This window comes from Nonomuraea sp. NPDC005650, assembly GCF_040605375.1.
In the GTDB taxonomy this organism is placed as follows: Bacteria; Actinomycetota; Actinomycetes; order Streptosporangiales; family Streptosporangiaceae; genus Nonomuraea.
This window is the reverse complement of sequence record NZ_JBEXCR010000001.1, coordinates 23597-38644: the sequence shown is the minus strand read 5'-3', so window position 1 is coordinate 38644 and position 15048 is coordinate 23597. Positions and strand designations below refer to the sequence as shown.

General features: G+C 71.8%; 14 protein-coding genes. 7 read left to right on the top strand and 7 right to left on the bottom strand.

Going from position 1 to position 15048, the window contains the following annotated elements; genetic code table 11:
• Positions 1 to 38 precede the first annotated feature (38 nt).
• Genes ABZS69_RS00165 through ABZS69_RS00155 form a run of 3 tightly spaced genes read left to right on the top strand, consistent with a single transcriptional unit; the run spans position 39 to position 2247 of the window.
• On the top strand, positions 39 to 1271 hold the full coding sequence (locus ABZS69_RS00165; RefSeq protein ID WP_355363833.1) for a right-handed parallel beta-helix repeat-containing protein: 1233 nt from the start codon (positions 39 to 41) through the stop codon (positions 1269 to 1271).
• Positions 1272 to 1323: 52 nt separating this feature from the next.
• Positions 1324 to 1935, top strand: coding sequence for a TetR family transcriptional regulator (locus ABZS69_RS00160; RefSeq protein ID WP_355363830.1), 612 nt, complete (start codon positions 1324 to 1326; stop codon positions 1933 to 1935).
• Between the two features lie 9 nt (positions 1936 to 1944).
• Positions 1945 to 2247: a hypothetical protein gene (locus tag ABZS69_RS00155; RefSeq protein WP_355363827.1), complete on the top strand. Its 303-nt coding sequence runs from the start codon at positions 1945 to 1947 to the stop codon at positions 2245 to 2247.
• Between the two features lie 4 nt (positions 2248 to 2251).
• On the opposite strand, the gene ABZS69_RS00150 is transcribed toward ABZS69_RS00155, so the two are convergent.
• The 3 genes from ABZS69_RS00150 to ABZS69_RS00140 form a co-directional block, all read right to left on the bottom strand.
• Positions 2252 to 2953 (bottom strand): SDR family oxidoreductase, encoded by a 702-nt coding sequence (locus tag ABZS69_RS00150; protein WP_355363824.1) that lies wholly within the window; start codon positions 2951 to 2953, stop codon positions 2252 to 2254.
• A gap of 23 nt (positions 2954 to 2976) precedes the next feature.
• Positions 2977 to 4134, bottom strand: coding sequence for a thiolase family protein (locus tag ABZS69_RS00145; protein ID WP_355363821.1), 1158 nt, complete (start codon positions 4132 to 4134; stop codon positions 2977 to 2979).
• A 71-nt stretch (positions 4135 to 4205) separates the two neighbouring features.
• Positions 4206 to 4775 (bottom strand): TetR/AcrR family transcriptional regulator, encoded by a 570-nt coding sequence (locus ABZS69_RS00140; RefSeq protein ID WP_355363818.1) that lies wholly within the window; start codon positions 4773 to 4775, stop codon positions 4206 to 4208.
• Between the two features lie 54 nt (positions 4776 to 4829).
• Between ABZS69_RS00140 and ABZS69_RS00135 the strand changes: the two genes are divergently transcribed.
• Both ABZS69_RS00135 and ABZS69_RS00130 read left to right on the top strand, forming a co-directional pair.
• Positions 4830 to 7931 carry a cytochrome P450 gene (locus ABZS69_RS00135; RefSeq protein ID WP_355363815.1) on the top strand — a complete coding sequence of 1034 codons (3102 nt, stop codon included), beginning with the start codon at positions 4830 to 4832 and terminating at the stop codon, positions 7929 to 7931.
• A 299-nt stretch (positions 7932 to 8230) separates the two neighbouring features.
• Positions 8231 to 8839 (top strand): amino acid-binding protein, encoded by a 609-nt coding sequence (locus tag ABZS69_RS00130; protein ID WP_355363812.1) that lies wholly within the window; start codon positions 8231 to 8233, stop codon positions 8837 to 8839.
• A gap of 49 nt (positions 8840 to 8888) precedes the next feature.
• Here ABZS69_RS00130 and ABZS69_RS00125 read toward each other — a convergent pair whose 3' ends face one another.
• Positions 8889 to 9245, bottom strand: a complete 357-nt coding sequence (locus tag ABZS69_RS00125; RefSeq protein WP_355363809.1) for a metalloregulator ArsR/SmtB family transcription factor — start codon at positions 9243 to 9245, stop codon at positions 8889 to 8891.
• Between the two features lie 128 nt (positions 9246 to 9373).
• Between ABZS69_RS00125 and ABZS69_RS00120 the strand changes: the two genes are divergently transcribed.
• Positions 9374 to 10357 carry a cation diffusion facilitator family transporter gene (locus tag ABZS69_RS00120; RefSeq protein ID WP_355363805.1) on the top strand — a complete coding sequence of 328 codons (984 nt, stop codon included), beginning with the start codon at positions 9374 to 9376 and terminating at the stop codon, positions 10355 to 10357.
• Positions 10358 to 10466: 109 nt separating this feature from the next.
• On the top strand, positions 10467 to 11678 hold the full coding sequence (locus tag ABZS69_RS00115; RefSeq protein ID WP_355363802.1) for an MFS transporter: 1212 nt from the start codon (positions 10467 to 10469) through the stop codon (positions 11676 to 11678).
• Here the strand turns inward: ABZS69_RS00115 and ABZS69_RS00110 are convergent.
• The 3 genes from ABZS69_RS00110 to ABZS69_RS00100 are packed head-to-tail and all read right to left on the bottom strand — an operon-like array spanning position 11662 to position 15022.
• A complete protein-coding gene (locus tag ABZS69_RS00110) occupies positions 11662 to 12498 on the bottom strand; it encodes a PfkB family carbohydrate kinase (RefSeq protein WP_355363799.1) in 837 nt (278 codons plus the stop codon). The two genes, ABZS69_RS00115 and ABZS69_RS00110, sit on opposite strands and share 17 nt — an antisense overlap.
• 32 nt (positions 12499 to 12530) lie before the next feature.
• On the bottom strand, positions 12531 to 13556 hold the full coding sequence (locus ABZS69_RS00105) for a LacI family DNA-binding transcriptional regulator (protein ID WP_355363796.1): 1026 nt from the start codon (positions 13554 to 13556) through the stop codon (positions 12531 to 12533).
• A gap of 5 nt (positions 13557 to 13561) precedes the next feature.
• Positions 13562 to 15022: a glycoside hydrolase family 13 protein gene (locus tag ABZS69_RS00100; RefSeq protein ID WP_355363793.1), complete on the bottom strand. Its 1461-nt coding sequence runs from the start codon at positions 15020 to 15022 to the stop codon at positions 13562 to 13564.
• Between the last annotated feature and the right edge of the window lie 26 nt (positions 15023 to 15048).

Below are 15048 nucleotides of genomic sequence, written 5' to 3'. Positions count from 1 at the left end.
AGTGGTGTGCTCGAATGAGGTTGCTGCACGTAGCCGTCATGGCGACTGTCCTGCCTGCCTTCACGCCGGCGGCCCCGGCGCACGCGCTGGCGGGCACCACGTACTACGTGGACTCCAGGTCGGGGAACGACGACGCGGCGGGCACCAGCGCCACCGCGCCGTGGAAGTCCCTCGACAAGGTCAACTCCGCCGACCTCAAGCCCGGCGACGCCGTCAGCTTCAAGCGCGGCAGCTCCTTCACCGGCCCGCTCAAGCTGGAGGCCGACGGCACCGCGGCCAAGCCCATCGTCGTCCAGGCGTACGGCACCGGCCCGCTGGCCAGGATCAGCGGCATGGACGACGACTGCGTCGTGATCAGCGGCAACCACTGGCGCGTCGGCGGCCTGCGGGCCTCCGGCTGCCGCTGGGCCGGCTTCCAGGTCGCCGGCGACGGCAACGTGCTGGCCGGCGTGCAGGCCGACCGCAACATCGCGGGCGTCTACGTCACCCCGTCCGGCTCGCGCAACACCGTCCGCGACAGCGTCCTGACCGACAACAACCGGATGAGCGTCAACGACGAGGGCGGCGACAACGACTCCGGCGCCTTCGGCGTGCTGCTCAACGGCGACGACAACCTCGTGACCGGCAACACCATCACCGGCAGCTTCGCCAAGAGCGCCGACTACGGCACCGACGGGGCCGCCGTGGAGATCTTCGACGGCGACCGCAACCGCGTCACCCACAACATCTCCCGCGACAACGAGACGTTCACCGAGCTCGGCGCCCAGAAGGGCAAGACCGCCACCGGCAACGTGTTCGCCTTCAACGTCGTGACCTCCTCCCGCAGCCGCGGCTCGTTCCTCATCACCCGCGGCCCGCGCCACGTCGTCGGGCCCGTCAAGGGCACGGTCGCCGTCCACAACTCGGTCTACCTGCCGGCCAGGGACACCATCGGCTGGTCCTGCCACGACGGCTGCTCTCCGTCGATTCTCAAGCTGCGCAACAACGTGATCGTCGTGGGCGGCGAGGCCGGCTGGGAGGACGGCAAGGGGGCCGACGAGGGCGGCAGCGTCTACCGGGGGCGGGTGGACCGGTTCAAGCTGGGGCCGAAGTCGGTCGTGGCCGACCCGAAGTTCGTCTCCCGCACCGACCTGCGGCTGCGGCCCGGCTCGCCGGCCCTCGGCCGCGGCCTGCCCCTCACCCCCAGGTGGTACGGCGGCAAGGCGCTCGGCAAGGACCTCGCCGGTAAGCGGCTCACCGGCGCCCCAGACGCCGGGGCCTACCAGCGCTGACGACGCTCCGCCCGGCGAGTGTAAACATGCAGTGAGTGTAAGCTTGCTGGGCATGGAGGAGTCACGGCGCGAGCGCAAGAAGCGGCAGACCAGGCAGTTGCTCGTCGGCACGGCGCTCAGGTTGTTCGCCGAGCAGGGATACGAGCAGACGACCGTCGCGCAGATCGCCACCGCGGCCGACGTCGCCACCAAGACGTTCTTCAACTACTTCCCCACCAAGGAGGACGTGCTGTTCGCCGAGGTGATGGACTACATGGAGGAGATGTCCGACGCGGTCGCCGAGCGGGAGCCGTCCGACAGCGTCGCCGACGTGCTGCTCAAGACGTACGACCGGGTCATCGTCCACTACCTGACCAGGGGCCCGATCGCCGGCGACCGCGAGCTGGCCAAGGTCTACGAGCACCTGGTCGCGACCGTGCCCTCCGTCCAGGCCAAGGCCCTGCACATGACGTTCGGCGTGCAGCGCGAGGTCGCCCGGCAGCTGCTGGCCGCCTTCCCCGACGTGCTCGACCCGATCAGCGCCGCGGCGGTGGCCGGCTCCTTCGTGGGCGCGGTCCAGGGGGTGGGCGGCGCCGCCCGCGAGGCGGGCCAGTCGGACGAGGAGATCGTGGCGTCGATGGCCCGCGCCGCCGAGATCGCCATAGGCGGGGTGCGCTCGCTCTAGAGTGGACGGGTGCTTCCAGACCTTCGCCAGCCGCTGGTGCGGCAGCTCGCCGAGTCCGAGGCTCCCCGCCGCTACTGGCACCTGGGCGACGAGGACGGGCGGGCCTGGCTGTTCGAGAGCGTCGAGGGCGACGGCCACGAACAGTGGGCCATCAGGCAGGTGCTGGTGGGCGCCGACCGGGCCGCCCGCCGCTACTGGTGGCGCCACCTGCAGGACGAGCACGGCTTCCTCACCGACCAGCCGCTGGAGGTCTGGGAGCTGGCCGAGATCACCGAGCAGGCGTTCGAGGCCGTCTGGGAGGCGAGCGGCTGAGGCTCTAACTGCCGGCGGCCAGCGCCGGGTAGAGGCGCTCCAGCTCGCCCGACAGCCCGGCCTTCGACTGCCGGCTGATCTCGTCGGCCAGCACCTCGTGGGCCCCGGTCTCCAGGGCGTCGAGGGTCTGCGCGACGACCTCCGCGGGCGTGATCTTGGGCCCGGTGACGCGGGCGGCCATGTCGGTGTCGATGTAGCCGGCGTGCACCCCCAGGACGTGGGTGCCCTGCTCCCGCAGCTCCAGCCGCAGGGCGTTGGTCAGGGACCAGGCCGCCGCCTTCGACGCCGCGTACCCGCTCACCTGGGGCGCCGTGATGAACGACAGCACCGACAGGACGTTCACCAGCGCCCCGCCGCCGTTGCGGGCCAGCACGGGGGCGAAGGCGCGGCTCATGGACAGGGGGCCGAAGTAGTTGGTCTCCATCTCGGCGCGCGCCGCGTCCAGGTCCGAGCTGCCGGCCCGCGAGATGCCGGCGTTGTTGACGAGCAGGTTCACCTCGCCGCAGCGCTCGGCCGCGGCCGCGACGGCGGCCGGGTCGGTGACGTCGAGCTCGATCGGGGTGAGGTTCGCGTCGGTGATCGTGGCGGGGTTCCTGGCGGCCGCGTAGACGGTGCGGGCGCCCCGGTCCAGGAGGGCCTGGGCGAAAGCGGCGCCCAGGCCGCGGTTGGCGCCGGTGACGAGCGCGACGCTGCCGGAGATCTTCATGAGGACGGCTCCAAAGGTGTGGGTTACGGACGTTCGAGGATGAGGGCGTTGGCGAGGCCGCCGGCCTCGCACATGGTCTGCAGCGCGTAGCGGGCGCCGCGCTCGGCCATCGCGTGGACCAGGGTCGTGGCGATGCGGGCGCCGCTGGCGCCCAGCGGGTGGCCGAGGGCGATGGCGCCGCCCTTGACGTTGACCTTGGCCGGATCGGCGCCGGTCTCCTGGAGCCAGGCCAGTACGACGCTCGCGAACGCCTCGTTGACCTCGAACAGGTCGATGTCGGCGAGGTCCAGCCCCGCTCGGCGCAGGACCTTCTCCGTGGCCGGGATGACGCCCGTGAGCATGAGGATCGGGTCCGAGCCGACGACGGCGAAGCTGTGCAGGCGGGCCAGGGGCCGCAGGCCGAGGCGGGCCGCCGTCTCCGAGGTGGTGACCAGTACGGCCGCCGCCCCGTCGTTGATCGGGCTGCTGTTGCCCGCGGTCACCGACCAGTCGATCTGCGGGAACCGCTCGGCGTAGCCGGGGTCGGCGAAGGCGGGCCCGAGCCCGGCCAGGATCTCCGGCGTCGTGCTCGGGCGTACCGACTCGTCCCGGTCCAGCCCGCCGACGGGCGCGAGCTCGGCGGCGAAGGAGGAGGCGGCGGCCTTGCGGTGCGAGCCGGCCGAGAACTCGTCCAGCTGATCCCGGCCGAGCGACCACTTGGCGGCGATGAGCTCGGCGCTGATGCCCTGCGGCACCAGGCCCTCGGGGAAGCGCTCGGCCAGGCCGGGGCCGAACGGGTCGGCGCCCGCGGGCACGTTCGACCACATCGGGACCCGGCTCATCGACTCCACGCCGCACGCCACCACCAGGTCGTACGCGCCCGACATGACCCCCTGGGCGGCGAAGTGCACGGCCTGCTGTGACGAACCGCACTGCCGGTCCACCGTGACCGCGGGCACCGACTCCGGGAAGCCGGCCGCCAGCCAGGCGTTGCGGGTGGTGTTCATGGCCTGCTCGCCCACCTGGTCGACGCAGCCGCCGATCACGTCGTCCACCAGGGACGGGTCCACGCCGCTGCGCTCGATCAGGGCGCGCAGGGTGTGCGCGAGCAGGTCCACCGGGTGGATCCCGGACAGGCCGCCGCCCGGTTTGCCCTTGCCGATCGGAGTACGTACGGCTTGCACGATGACGGCATCACGCATCGCGCCCTCCTCGTCAGTTGGAAAACTGAACCCACTCTAGCCCGGGTGGGTTGGGTTTTCCAACGGACGCCCTATGAGGAGGAGGTGAAGCCCGCCACACCGTCGACGATCAGTTGGATGGCCGCGTCGAAGGTGCGGTCGATCTCCTCAGGGTCGTCCGACATGTGCCCCTGGGTCTCGGCCAGGATGAACCCCGAGACGAACGCGTGCAGGATCTCGCTCGTGCGCCGCAGCTCCGGCTCCGGCACCCCCGCCAGCCGCAGGATGCGGTAGAGCGTCTGCCAGACGGGCAGCCGCCGGTCGGAGACGAGCCTCGGGTGGGTGTGGACATATCCCCACACGGCCGGGTGCTCCTTCGCGTGCCGGTGGTAGGCCAGCCCCAGCGCCCTGAGCTGCTCCTGCCACGGGGTGTCGTCGTCCGGCGGCACGTGCATGCGCTGGGCCGCCGTGGCGCAGACCAGCCCCAGCAGCGCCTCCTTGCTCTCCACGTGGTGATAGAGCGACATCGGGTTGACCTGGAGCTCGGCCGCCAGCTTGCGCATGGACAGCCCCTCCACGCCGCTCTCCTCCATCAGGCGCACCGCCGTGGAGCTGATCTCGTCGAGATTGAGGGGGGCACCCCTTCGCGCACTCACTGCCATACGCCGTATGGTAGCGTCAGCCATACGGTGTATGGCTACTCGAAGGGAGCAATCATGGCGGAGATCCCCGCCCCGCAGGGCCTGCCCATCCTCGGCAACACGCTGCAGATTCCCTCTCACTCGCCGGTGGAGCACTTCATCCAGGTCGCCTCCCAGTACGACGAGGGCATCTACAAGCTGGAGATCGCCGGCCGCAAGATCGTGATGGTCTACGACCCCGACCTGGTCGCCGAGGTGTGCGACGAGAGCCGGTTCGTCAAGCGGATCAAGTCGCCGCTGTCGATCGTGCGCGACTTCGCCGGCGACGGCCTGTTCACGGCCGAGCCGGACGAGCCGGTGTGGGGGCACGCGCACCGCATCCTGATGCCGGCCTTCAGCCAGCGGGCGATGAAGGCGTACTACGGGCAGATGCTCGAGATCGCCGAGCAGCTCGTCGAGTCGTGGGCAGCCCGCCAGGGGGAGGACCTGCCCGTCTCCGACGACATGACCAGGCTGACCCTGGACACGATCTCGCTCACCGGGTTCGGCTACCGGTTCCGCTCCTTCGACTCGCCCGAGCTGCACCCGTTCCTGCGGGCCATGGGCGGCGCGCTCACCGAGGCCATGCTGCGCAACCAGCAGCTGCCGTTCGTCACCAAGCTCAAGCGCGGGCACGAGGAGGCGTACCGGAGCGACATCGCCACCATGCAGTCGCTGGTCGACGACGTGATCAGGCAGCGCCGCGCCGAGGGCGCCACCGGCTCCAAGGACCTGCTCGGCCTCATGCTGGAGGCGTCCGACCCGCAGAGCGGCGCCCGCCTGTCCGACGAGAACATCCGCAACCAGGTCCTCACCTTCCTCATCGCCGGCCACGAGACCACCAGCGGCCTGCTCTCCTTCGCCCTGTACAACCTGCTGCGCGACCCGCACACCCTGGCGCGCGCCTACGACGAGGTGGACCGGCTGCTGCCGGGCGACGAGCCGCCCACGTACGAGACGATCATGAAGCTCGACGTCATCGCGCGCATCCTGGAGGAGACGCTGCGGCACTGGTCGCCGATCCCCGCGATCAGCGTCAGCGCGATCGAGGACACCGAGATCGGCGGCTACCCCATCCCCAAGGACCAGAGCGTCGCCGTGCTGCTGCCGGTGCTGCACCGCAACCCCAAGGCGTGGGAGCGGCCGGACGAGTTCGACATCGACCGCTGGCTGCCGGAGAACAAGAAGGGCCACCACCCCGGGGCGTACAAGCCGTTCGGCAACGGCGAGCGGGCCTGCATCGGCCGCCAGTTCGCGCTGACCGAGGCCAGGCTGGCGCTGGCGATGATCCTGCGGCGGTTCGCGATCTCCGACCCGAACGTCTACCGCATGAAGATCAAGCAGACCCTCACCATCAAGCCCGACGGGTTCACGATCAGGGTGCGCGAGCGTCGCGCGCACGAGCGGGCCGCCGTCGTGGCCCAGGAGGCCGAGCGGAGCGAGCACCAGGAGATCGCCGTCACCGGCGGCGTGCCGCTCACCGTCGCCTACGGCTCCAACCTCGGCACCAGCTCCGACATCGCCGAACGCCTGGCAGAGCGGGCCGGTCGCGCGGGCTTCACCACCACGCTGACCACGCTCGACGACCTGACGCCGCCGGGCGAGGGCCTGCTGGTCGTGGTCGCCTCCTCCTACAACGGCAAGGCGCCCGACAACGCCCAGCGCTTCGACGCCCTGGAGGCGCTGCCCGACCTGTCCGGGGTCCGGCTGGCCGTGCTGGGCTGCGGGAACACGCAGTGGCCCACGTACCAGGAGTTCCCGAAGCGGGCGTACGAGAAGCTGACCGCCGCCGGAGCGGTGCCGCTGATCGAGCGCGGCGAGGCCGACGCGGACGGCGACTTCGACGGCGACGTGACCGCCTGGACCGCCCGGCTGTGGGCGGCGCTGGCCGAGGAGTACTCGGCCTCCACCGAGAGCGCCGGGCCGCGTTATGAGATGGAGGTGCTCAGCGAGGCCGAGGTCAGGCCCGCCGTCGTCTCCTCGCGCGCCTTCCCGCTGACTGTCGTCTCCAACGAGGAGCTGACCTCCGACCCGACCGGCCTGTGGGACTTCTCGACCGAGGCGCCGCGCCCCGGCGTGCGCTCCATCGTGGCCCGGCTGCCTGAGGGCATCACGTACTCGGCGGGCGACCACGTGGCCGTCTTCGCCAAGAACGACCCCGAGCTGGTGGAGTGGGCGCTGCGCTGCCTGCGCGTCCCCCGCGATCAGGTGGTACGCCTGCACGCCGCCGGAGCGACCCACCTGCCCGTGGACACGGCGGTCACGGCGGGCCTGCTGCTGACCGAGTTCGCCGAGCTGCAGGAGGTCGCCACCAGGTCCGACCTCGAGGCGCTGGCCGCGCACACCGCCTGCCCCTGGACCAAGGGCCAGCTCGCCGAGCTGACCGCGAACTACGCCGACGAGATCCTCGCCAAGCGCGTCTCCGCGCTGACCCTGCTCGAACGCCTCCCCGCGATCGAGCTGCCGCTGCCGGTGTTCCTGGAGATGGCCGGGCCGATCAAGCCGCGCTACTACTCCGTCTCCTCCTCCCCGCTGGCCGACCCCTCGCTCGTGCGCCTCACCGTCGGCCTCGTCGAGGGCCCCGCCTGGTCCGGTACGGGCACCTACCAGGGCATGTGCTCGGCCTACCTCGCCGCACTTCAGCCCGGCGAGGTGTTCTACGGCTACATCCGCGTTCCCGCGCCGCCGTTCCGCCTGCCGGACGACCCGGCCACGCCGGTGATCCTCGTCGGCCCCGGCACCGGGTTCGCGCCGCTGCGCGGCTTCCTCGAGGAGCGCCTGCTGGCCGGCGCTCCCGGCCCCGCCGCCGTCTTCACCGGCTGCCGGCACCCGCGGCACGACGCGCTGTACGCGGACGACCTGGCCCGCTGGGGCGTGCCCGCGCACAGCGCGTACTCGGCCGTGCCCGGGCACCCGTACCGGTTCGTCCAGGACGCCATTGCGGCGCACGCCGAGGAGGTGTGGGAGCTGCTCTCCCGGGGGGCGTACGTGTACGTCTGCGGGGACGGGCTGCGGATGGCTCCCGCGGTGCGGCAGGCGCTGCTGGACGTCTACCGCTCGCGGACGGGGGAGGACGGCGCCGGCTGGCTGGCCGCCCTGGAGTCCTCCGGCCGCTACCAGCAGGACGTCTTCGCCTGACCCGCCCCCGGCCGTCACCCGAAGCATCCGCCCCCGCCGCTCGGGCCGCCCGTGTCGCGCGGCCCCTGCCGTGGGCGCCCGCCTGGGCCTCGGCCGGGCAGTCCACCACGACGGGTGCCCTGGCGGCGCCCGCCCGTGTCGGACGCCCGGCGAGGCAGGCGGAAACCGCGCCAGGCCTTTATCGACATTCCGGACTTAACGCTGCATGCTGGGATATAACCGCAGCATGCGCGACATATCCGTGGAACATGCCCGAAACTTTTCCACGGCACTGTGAGAGCCTCTGAAAGGGGGCGGCAATGCTGCTGCGACTGAGGGTGTCGCTGCCGGACCGGCCTGGCGGCCTGGGTCAGGTCGCCAAGTCTCTTGGAGCGCTCGGCGCGGACATCCTGCAGGTCACCGTGCTCGAACGCGAGGCCGGGCGGGCCGTGGACGATTTCACCGTTTCCTGGCCTGGGCCGGTGACCCCCTCAGACGCTCGCGAACGATTGTCGGCCATGCCGGGTGTGCGGGTGGAGGGCGTCTGGGCGACCAAGGAGGTGCCGGGCTCGGCGCTGGACTACGACCTCCTCATGCACGTCGTTTCCCAGCCCGCCCGGGGGTTCGCCGCGCTGGTGGACGCGCTGCCGGGGTTGTGCGGGGCGGAATGGTCGGTGGCGCTGGCCGACGGCGCCGTACGGCACGCCTCGCTGGCCGCTCCCGAGAAGTTCGAGCTGAACCTGCCCGAGCCGCCGCCGAGAGCCGCCACCATGGACGCCGACGAGCTGCGCCTGATGTTGCTGCCGGTGGTCGCGCAGGGGCTGCACCTGGTGGTCGCCAGGGCGGACGGGCCGGTGTTCCACCGCGCGGAGCTGGAACGCGCCTCCCGCATCGTCGACGTGGTCGCCAAGCTGGCCGCCCGCGCCTGACCCGGAGCAGGGCTTGGACGCCAGGCAGTACCCCGACCTCCACGTCGTCCTAGTCGTGGCGGGGGAGGCCGGACACCTCGTGGCCGGCGTGGAACAGGGCTTCCGCGATGAGAGTCCGCACGTGGGAGTCGCGGGCCCGGTAGAGCACGCGACGCCCGTCCCTGCGGGTGTCCACCAGCCCCGCGAGCCGGAGCTTGGCGAGGTGTTGCGACACGGACGGGCGCGGGACGCCGATGTCCTCGGCAAGCGAGTTCACATCCTGCTCGCCCGACGACAACAACCACATCAGCCTCAGCCGGGTGCCGTCGCTGAGCATGCGGAAGGCGTCCACGGCCGCGTTCACCTGGGCGGGAGTGGGCTGCTCCGGAGGCCGGCCGGCAGCTGAGTCGTTGTCGCGTGCGTACATAACTACATAGCCTGGTCAAGCGGGATAAATTGCGCAAGGCGAGGGACGTCATGACCGACCAGCGAAACCATGCTGACCATGCGTCACACGAACATGAGCACGGACCCAGCCGCCGGTGGTTCGCCCGGGTGGCGCACCAGGTTGCGGCTCATCATCCGCTCGGCGCCCACACCCACGACAGCGTCGACAGGACCGACGCCGCCCTGGAAGCCGGCCGTCGCGGGATGCGCGTGCTGGCCGGCTCGTTCGCCGTCCTGATGGCCACCGCCGCGCTTCAGGCGGTGGTCGTCGTGGCCTCCGGGTCGGTGGCGCTGCTCGGCGACACCCTGCACAACCTGGCCGACGCGCTCACCGCCGTCCCGCTGGCGATCGCGTTCTCGCTCGGCCGCCGCGCCGCCACCCGGCGCTTCACCTACGGGTACGGCAGGGCCGAGGACCTCGCGGGCATCGTCATCGTCCTGCTGATCGCCGCCTCGGCGGGCCTGGCCGGGTACGAGGCCGTCACGCGGCTGCTGAACCCCCAGGACCTCCGGGCCGTCGGATGGGTGGCGGGGGCGGCCCTGGTGGGGTTCGCGGGGAACGAGTGGGTGGCCCGCTACCGGATCAAGGTCGGCCGGGAGATCGGCTCGGCCGCCCTGGTGGCCGACGGGCTGCACGCCAGGACCGACGGCTTCACCTCGCTGGCCGTTCTCCTGGGCGCGGGCGGCGCCGCGCTCGGCTTCCCCCTGGCGGACCCGATGGTGGGCCTGCTGATCACGTTCGCCATCTGCTTCGTGCTGCGGGACGCCGCCCGCGAGATCTACCAGCGGCTCATGGACGCCGTGGACCCCGCCCTCGTGGACCGCGCCGAGCGCATCCTGGGCGCGGTGGACGGGGTTCGCCACGTCGGATCCGTACGCCTGCGCTGGATCGGCCACGCCCTGCACGCCGAGGTGGAGATCCTGGTGGATCACGACCTGTCGGTGGTGGACGCCCACGCGGTGGCGGTGGAGGCCGAGCACCGGCTCATCCACGAACTGCCGCGCCTGAGAGCCGCCACCGTCCACACCGACCCGCACGGCCCCGCCGGCGCCGACCACCACGCCAGCCTGTCCGCCCACCGGTCCGGCTGAGCGGGCGGTGACAGGACGCGGTGACGACATTCCGTCCAAAACGCTCCCTTGACCGCGCGCCGACCCTGAGGAACGCTGAGGTGGTAGACGTTGCCGGGGGCATAAACGCGTGAGGCGTCCATTCATCACCTTGCTGTCGGCCAACGCTCTATCCGTCACCGGAAACGTGCTCTCCATGCTCGCCGTCCCCTGGTTCGTCCTGGAGACCACGGGGAGCGCCGGGCTCACGGGGCTGGCCGCCTTCGCCACCACGTTCCCGATCGTCATCTCCGCCGCGTTCGGCGCCACGCTGGTGGACTGGCTGGGATTCCGCGGGGCGAGCGTGGCGTCCGACCTGGTGAGCGGCCTGGTCGTCCTCGCCATCCCCGCGCTGTTCCTGACGACCGGGCTGTCCTATCCGTTCCTGCTGGTCCTGCTGTTCGTACGGTGGCTGGCCGCCACGCCGGGGGAGACCGCGCGCAAGGCCATGCTGCCCGACCTGGCGGCCCTCGGCCGCGTACGCATCGAACGCGCGACGGCGGCGTACGACGGCGCCAGCCGCGGCGCGACCATGGTGGGCGCCCCGCTCGCCGGAATCCTGATCCTCTGGGCGGGACCGAGCACGCTCCTGATCGTCGACGGCATCACCTTCCTCCTGTCGGCGGCGCTCATAGCCGGCGGCGTCCCGCGCATCGAGAACGGGCAACGCGAATCCGGCGGCTACCTCCGCGACCTGCGCGACGGCCTGACCTTCCTCTGGCGCGACCGCCTGCAGCTGAGCGCCACCAGCATGATCGTGGTCGTCAACATGCTGGACACGGGCGTGACACAGGTGCTGCTGGCCCTGTACGCCCGCGACGTGACAGGCGACCCCCGCGCGTTCGGCCTGCTCACCGGCGCGCTCGGCGCGGGCGCCGTGGCGGGGACGATCGTGTACGGAGCGGCCGGCGAACGATTACCCATGAGGCTGACCTACGGAGTGTGCTTCCTCGTCGCCGGCGTGCCCCGCGTCCTGGTCCTGGCGCTCGGCGTGCCGTTCCCCGTGGCGCTCGCCACGGCCGCGCTGTCCGGGTTCGCGGCCGGCGCGATCAACCCGATTCTCGGCATCCTGCAGTTCGGCCGCATCCCCGCCCCCATGAGAGCGCGGGCGCTCGGCACGATGACGGCCGCCGCGTACGCGGCCATGCCGCTCGGCGGGCTGCTGGCCGGCTCGCTCACCGAGGTGACCGGCCTGCGGACCACGCTTTACGCGTTCACCGGCCTTTACCTGATCACGTCCATCCCGCCGTTCGTCTGCCGGGCCTGGCGGGAGCTGGACCAGCCGTCTACCGCGAAGACGTAGCCAGTAGCGCGGACTCCGTGATCGGGGACTCGTGCGTGCCGGCGACCGTGCAGGCGTGCGCCCCCGCCGCCGAGCCCAGCCGTACGCACTCCTCCAGAGACCGGCCGCGCAAGGTGCCGTACAGGAAGCCGGAGACGAACGCGTCGCCCGCCCCGTTGCTGTCGGCCACCGGCCCGGGCAGCGGCGCGGCCGGGAAGGCGCGCACGCCGGAGTCGCGCGTCAGGACGAGGCAGCCCTCGGCCCCGCGCGTGCAGACGACGGTGTGGGCGCGGCCGCGCCGGAGGATGTCGCGCATCGTGGCGACCGGGTCGCTCAGTGCGGTGGCCGACAGGAACACCAGGTCGGAGCGGTAGGCGAAGTCCTGGTGGTAGTCGTTGACGCCGTCCCAGTCGTGCAGGTCGGTGGAGACCGGCGTGCCGTCGAGGTCGGGGTAGACGTGGCGGCAGAAGTCCATGATCGACAGGTGTACGTGCCGGGCGCGCGTGTTCGCGTACAGCTCGCGCGGCAGGCGCTCGCCGGGCGTGACCTTCGGGTCGTGGAGCGAGGTGCGGCGGCCGTCCGGCCCCACGAGCAGGACGCTGCGCCGGGTGCCCGCCGCGGCGGGCCCGAAGGAGCAGTCGACCTCGCGCAGCGCGTGGCGGACCAGGGCGCCCTGCGGGTCGTCGCCGATCAGGTCGGCGAAGGCGACGGCGAGCCCGAGCGCGTGGCAGCCCAGCGCCACGCCCGCGCCCGTGTTGCCGATCCGGTCGACGACCGGGGGCACGTGGTAGGTGTCCCGGTACGGCAGCGGCAGCTCGGGCACGTACACCGTCGTATCCACCCCGGCACCGCCGAGGACCAAGACATCGCGGCTCACCGGTTGACCAGCGGGCCCGAGCCGGTGGAGCCGCGGACGACGAGCTCCGGCTGGAAGATCAGCTCGACGTGCTTGGCGGAGGCGCCGTTCACCTCTTCGAGCAGCGTCTGCACGGCCGCCGAGGCCATCGCGCCGATCGGCTTGCGTACGGTGGTCAGCGGCGGGTCGGTGAACGCGATCAGCGGCGAGTCGTCGAAGCCCACCACCGACACCTCTCCCGGCACCGACAACCCCCTCTCCCGGCAGGCGCGGATCGCGCCCAGCGCCATCAGGTCGCTCGCGCACACGATGCCGGTGCAGCCGCGCGACAGCAGCTGCGCGGCGGCCGCCTGCCCGCCCTCGACCGAGAACAGCGAGTGGGCGATCAGCTCGTCGACGTCGGTCGCGCCGAGCAGCTGCGCCATGGCCTGCTTGTAGCCCTCGATCTTCCTGATCACCGGCACGAACCTGCGCGGCCCGAGCGCGATGCCGATCCGCTCGTGGCCGAGGTCGACCAGGTGCTGCACGGACAGCCGGGCGGCCATGCGGTCGTCGGGCGAGATGAAGGGCGCGTCGATGTGCTCGCTGTAGCCGTCGACCAGCACGATCGGCAGCCCGCGGTCGGTCAGCCGGGTGTAGCGGTCCATGCGGGCGGTGCTGTCGGCGTGCAGCCCGGAGATGAACACGATGCCGCTCACCCCGCGATCGACCAGCAGCTCGGTGAACTCGTCCTCCGGCGCGCCGCCGGGCAGCTGGGTGCACAGCACGGGCGTGTAGCCGTGCTGGGTCAGCGCCTTCTCGATGGCCTGCGCGAACGCGGGGAAGATCGGGTTGTCCAGCTCCGGGGTCACCAGGCCGACCAGCCCGTTGCTGCGCTGGCGCAGCCGCGGCGGGCGCTCGTAGCCCATGAGGTCGAGCGCGGTCATCACCGCCTGGCGGGTGGCGGCCGAGACGCCGGGCTTGCCGTTGAGCACCCTGCTGACCGTGGCCTCACTCACCCCGGCCTGGGCGGCGATGTCGGCAAGGCGAGCGTGACCGTTCATGCCACTCACTTTACTTTCCACCAGGCCGCCGAATCCCCTGCTCCAGGGACATCCGAGGCGATCAGGACGTCCCCGTCGATCTCGAAGTCCACCGGCGTTCCGGTGAGGTTGACGGCGCAGACGAACCGCCCTCTGGAGAACACGAGCGTGCCCTCGGGCGACTCGTGCCAGACGAGGTCCCCGTCGAGCGCGCGCCGCAGCTCCAGCGCCGTACGGTACAGCTCCAGCGTCGAGCCGGGCACGCCCTCCTGCGCCTCCACGCTCAGCCCGGCCCACTCGGACGGGATCGGCAGCCACGGGTCCTGCCAGCCGGACTCGCGCGTCCACGGCAGCGGGACGCGGCAGCCGTCCCGGCCGCTGTCGGGGTCGCGCAGCCGCTGCGGGTCCCGGCACACCTCGTCCGGCAGGTCGAGCACCTCGGGCAGGCCCAGCTCCTCGCCCTGGTAGACGTAGACCGAGCCGGGCAGCGCGAGCGTCAGCAGCGCGGCGGCGCGGGCCCTGGCCAGGCTGCCGTAGCGGGTGACGTGCCGCTTGACGTCGTGGTTCGACAGCACCCAGGTGGTCGGGGCGCCCACGGAGCCGGCCGTGGCGAGCGAGGAGTCGATCACGGCCCTCAGCTCGGCGGCGTCCCACGGGGTGAACAGGTAGTGGAAGTTGAACGCCTGGTGCAGCTCGTCCGGACGGACGTACATCGCCAGCCGCTCGGCCGTCGGCGCCCACGCCTCGGCCACGCCGATGCGCTCGCCGGGGTAGGAGTCGAGCACGCGCCGCCACGCGCGGTGGATGTCGTGCACGCCGTCGTTGTCGAAGTACGGCACCGGATCCTTGCCGATCAGCCTGGCCTGGTTCGGGTGGCCGATGTCGGGCAGGCCGCGCGGCTTGACCATGCCGTGCGCCACGTCCACGCGGAAGCCGTCGACGCCCAGGTCGAGCCAGAACCGCAGGACCGACTCGAACTCGCCGCGCACCCCGTCGTTGTCCCAGTTGAGGTCCGGCTGCGCGGGGTCGAACAGGTGCAGGTACCACTGCCCGTCCTCGACCTGCGTCCAGGCGGGGCCGCCGAAGATCGACTCCCAGTCGTTCGGCCGGTCGCGGAAGACGTAACGATCACGGTGCTCGCCGCGCAGCGCCTCCTGGAACCAGGGGTGGGCCGAGGAGGTGTGGTTGGGGACGACGTCCGTGATCACCCGCAGGCCGAGGGCGTGCGCCTCGTCGATGAGCGCCTTGGCGTCGGCGAGCGATCCGAACAGCGGGTCGACGTCCCGGTAGTCCGCGACGTCGTAGCCGAAGTCGGCCATGGGGGAGGGGTAGAAGGGCGTCAGCCAGATGGCGTCGACGCCGAGCCCGGCCAGATACGGCAGGCGATCGCGAACGCCGATCAGGTCGCCCACGCCGTCGCCGTTGCCGTCGGCGAAGCTGCGCACGTACACCTGGTAAATCGCGGCGTCTCGCCACCATGCGGTCATAGTCTCCCCCTGACGGTCCCGACTAT

Coding starts and splice junctions, on each gene's coding strand:
- ABZS69_RS00165 (WP_355363833.1), top strand. CDS start 39: ATGGCGACTGTCCTGCCTGCCTTCACGCCGGCGGCCCCGGCGCACGCG.
- ABZS69_RS00160 (WP_355363830.1), top strand. CDS start 1,324: ATGGAGGAGTCACGGCGCGAGCGCAAGAAGCGGCAGACCAGGCAGTTG.
- ABZS69_RS00150 (WP_355363824.1), bottom strand. CDS start 2,953: ATGAAGATCTCCGGCAGCGTCGCGCTCGTCACCGGCGCCAACCGCGGC.
- ABZS69_RS00145 (WP_355363821.1), bottom strand. CDS start 4,134: ATGCGTGATGCCGTCATCGTGCAAGCCGTACGTACTCCGATCGGCAAG.
- ABZS69_RS00140 (WP_355363818.1), bottom strand. CDS start 4,775: ATGGCAGTGAGTGCGCGAAGGGGTGCCCCCCTCAATCTCGACGAGATC.
- ABZS69_RS00135 (WP_355363815.1), top strand. CDS start 4,830: ATGGCGGAGATCCCCGCCCCGCAGGGCCTGCCCATCCTCGGCAACACG.
- ABZS69_RS00130 (WP_355363812.1), top strand. CDS start 8,231: ATGCTGCTGCGACTGAGGGTGTCGCTGCCGGACCGGCCTGGCGGCCTG.
- ABZS69_RS00125 (WP_355363809.1), bottom strand. CDS start 9,245: ATGTACGCACGCGACAACGACTCAGCTGCCGGCCGGCCTCCGGAGCAG.
- ABZS69_RS00105 (WP_355363796.1), bottom strand. CDS start 13,556: ATGAACGGTCACGCTCGCCTTGCCGACATCGCCGCCCAGGCCGGGGTG.
- ABZS69_RS00100 (WP_355363793.1), bottom strand. CDS start 15,022: ATGACCGCATGGTGGCGAGACGCCGCGATTTACCAGGTGTACGTGCGC.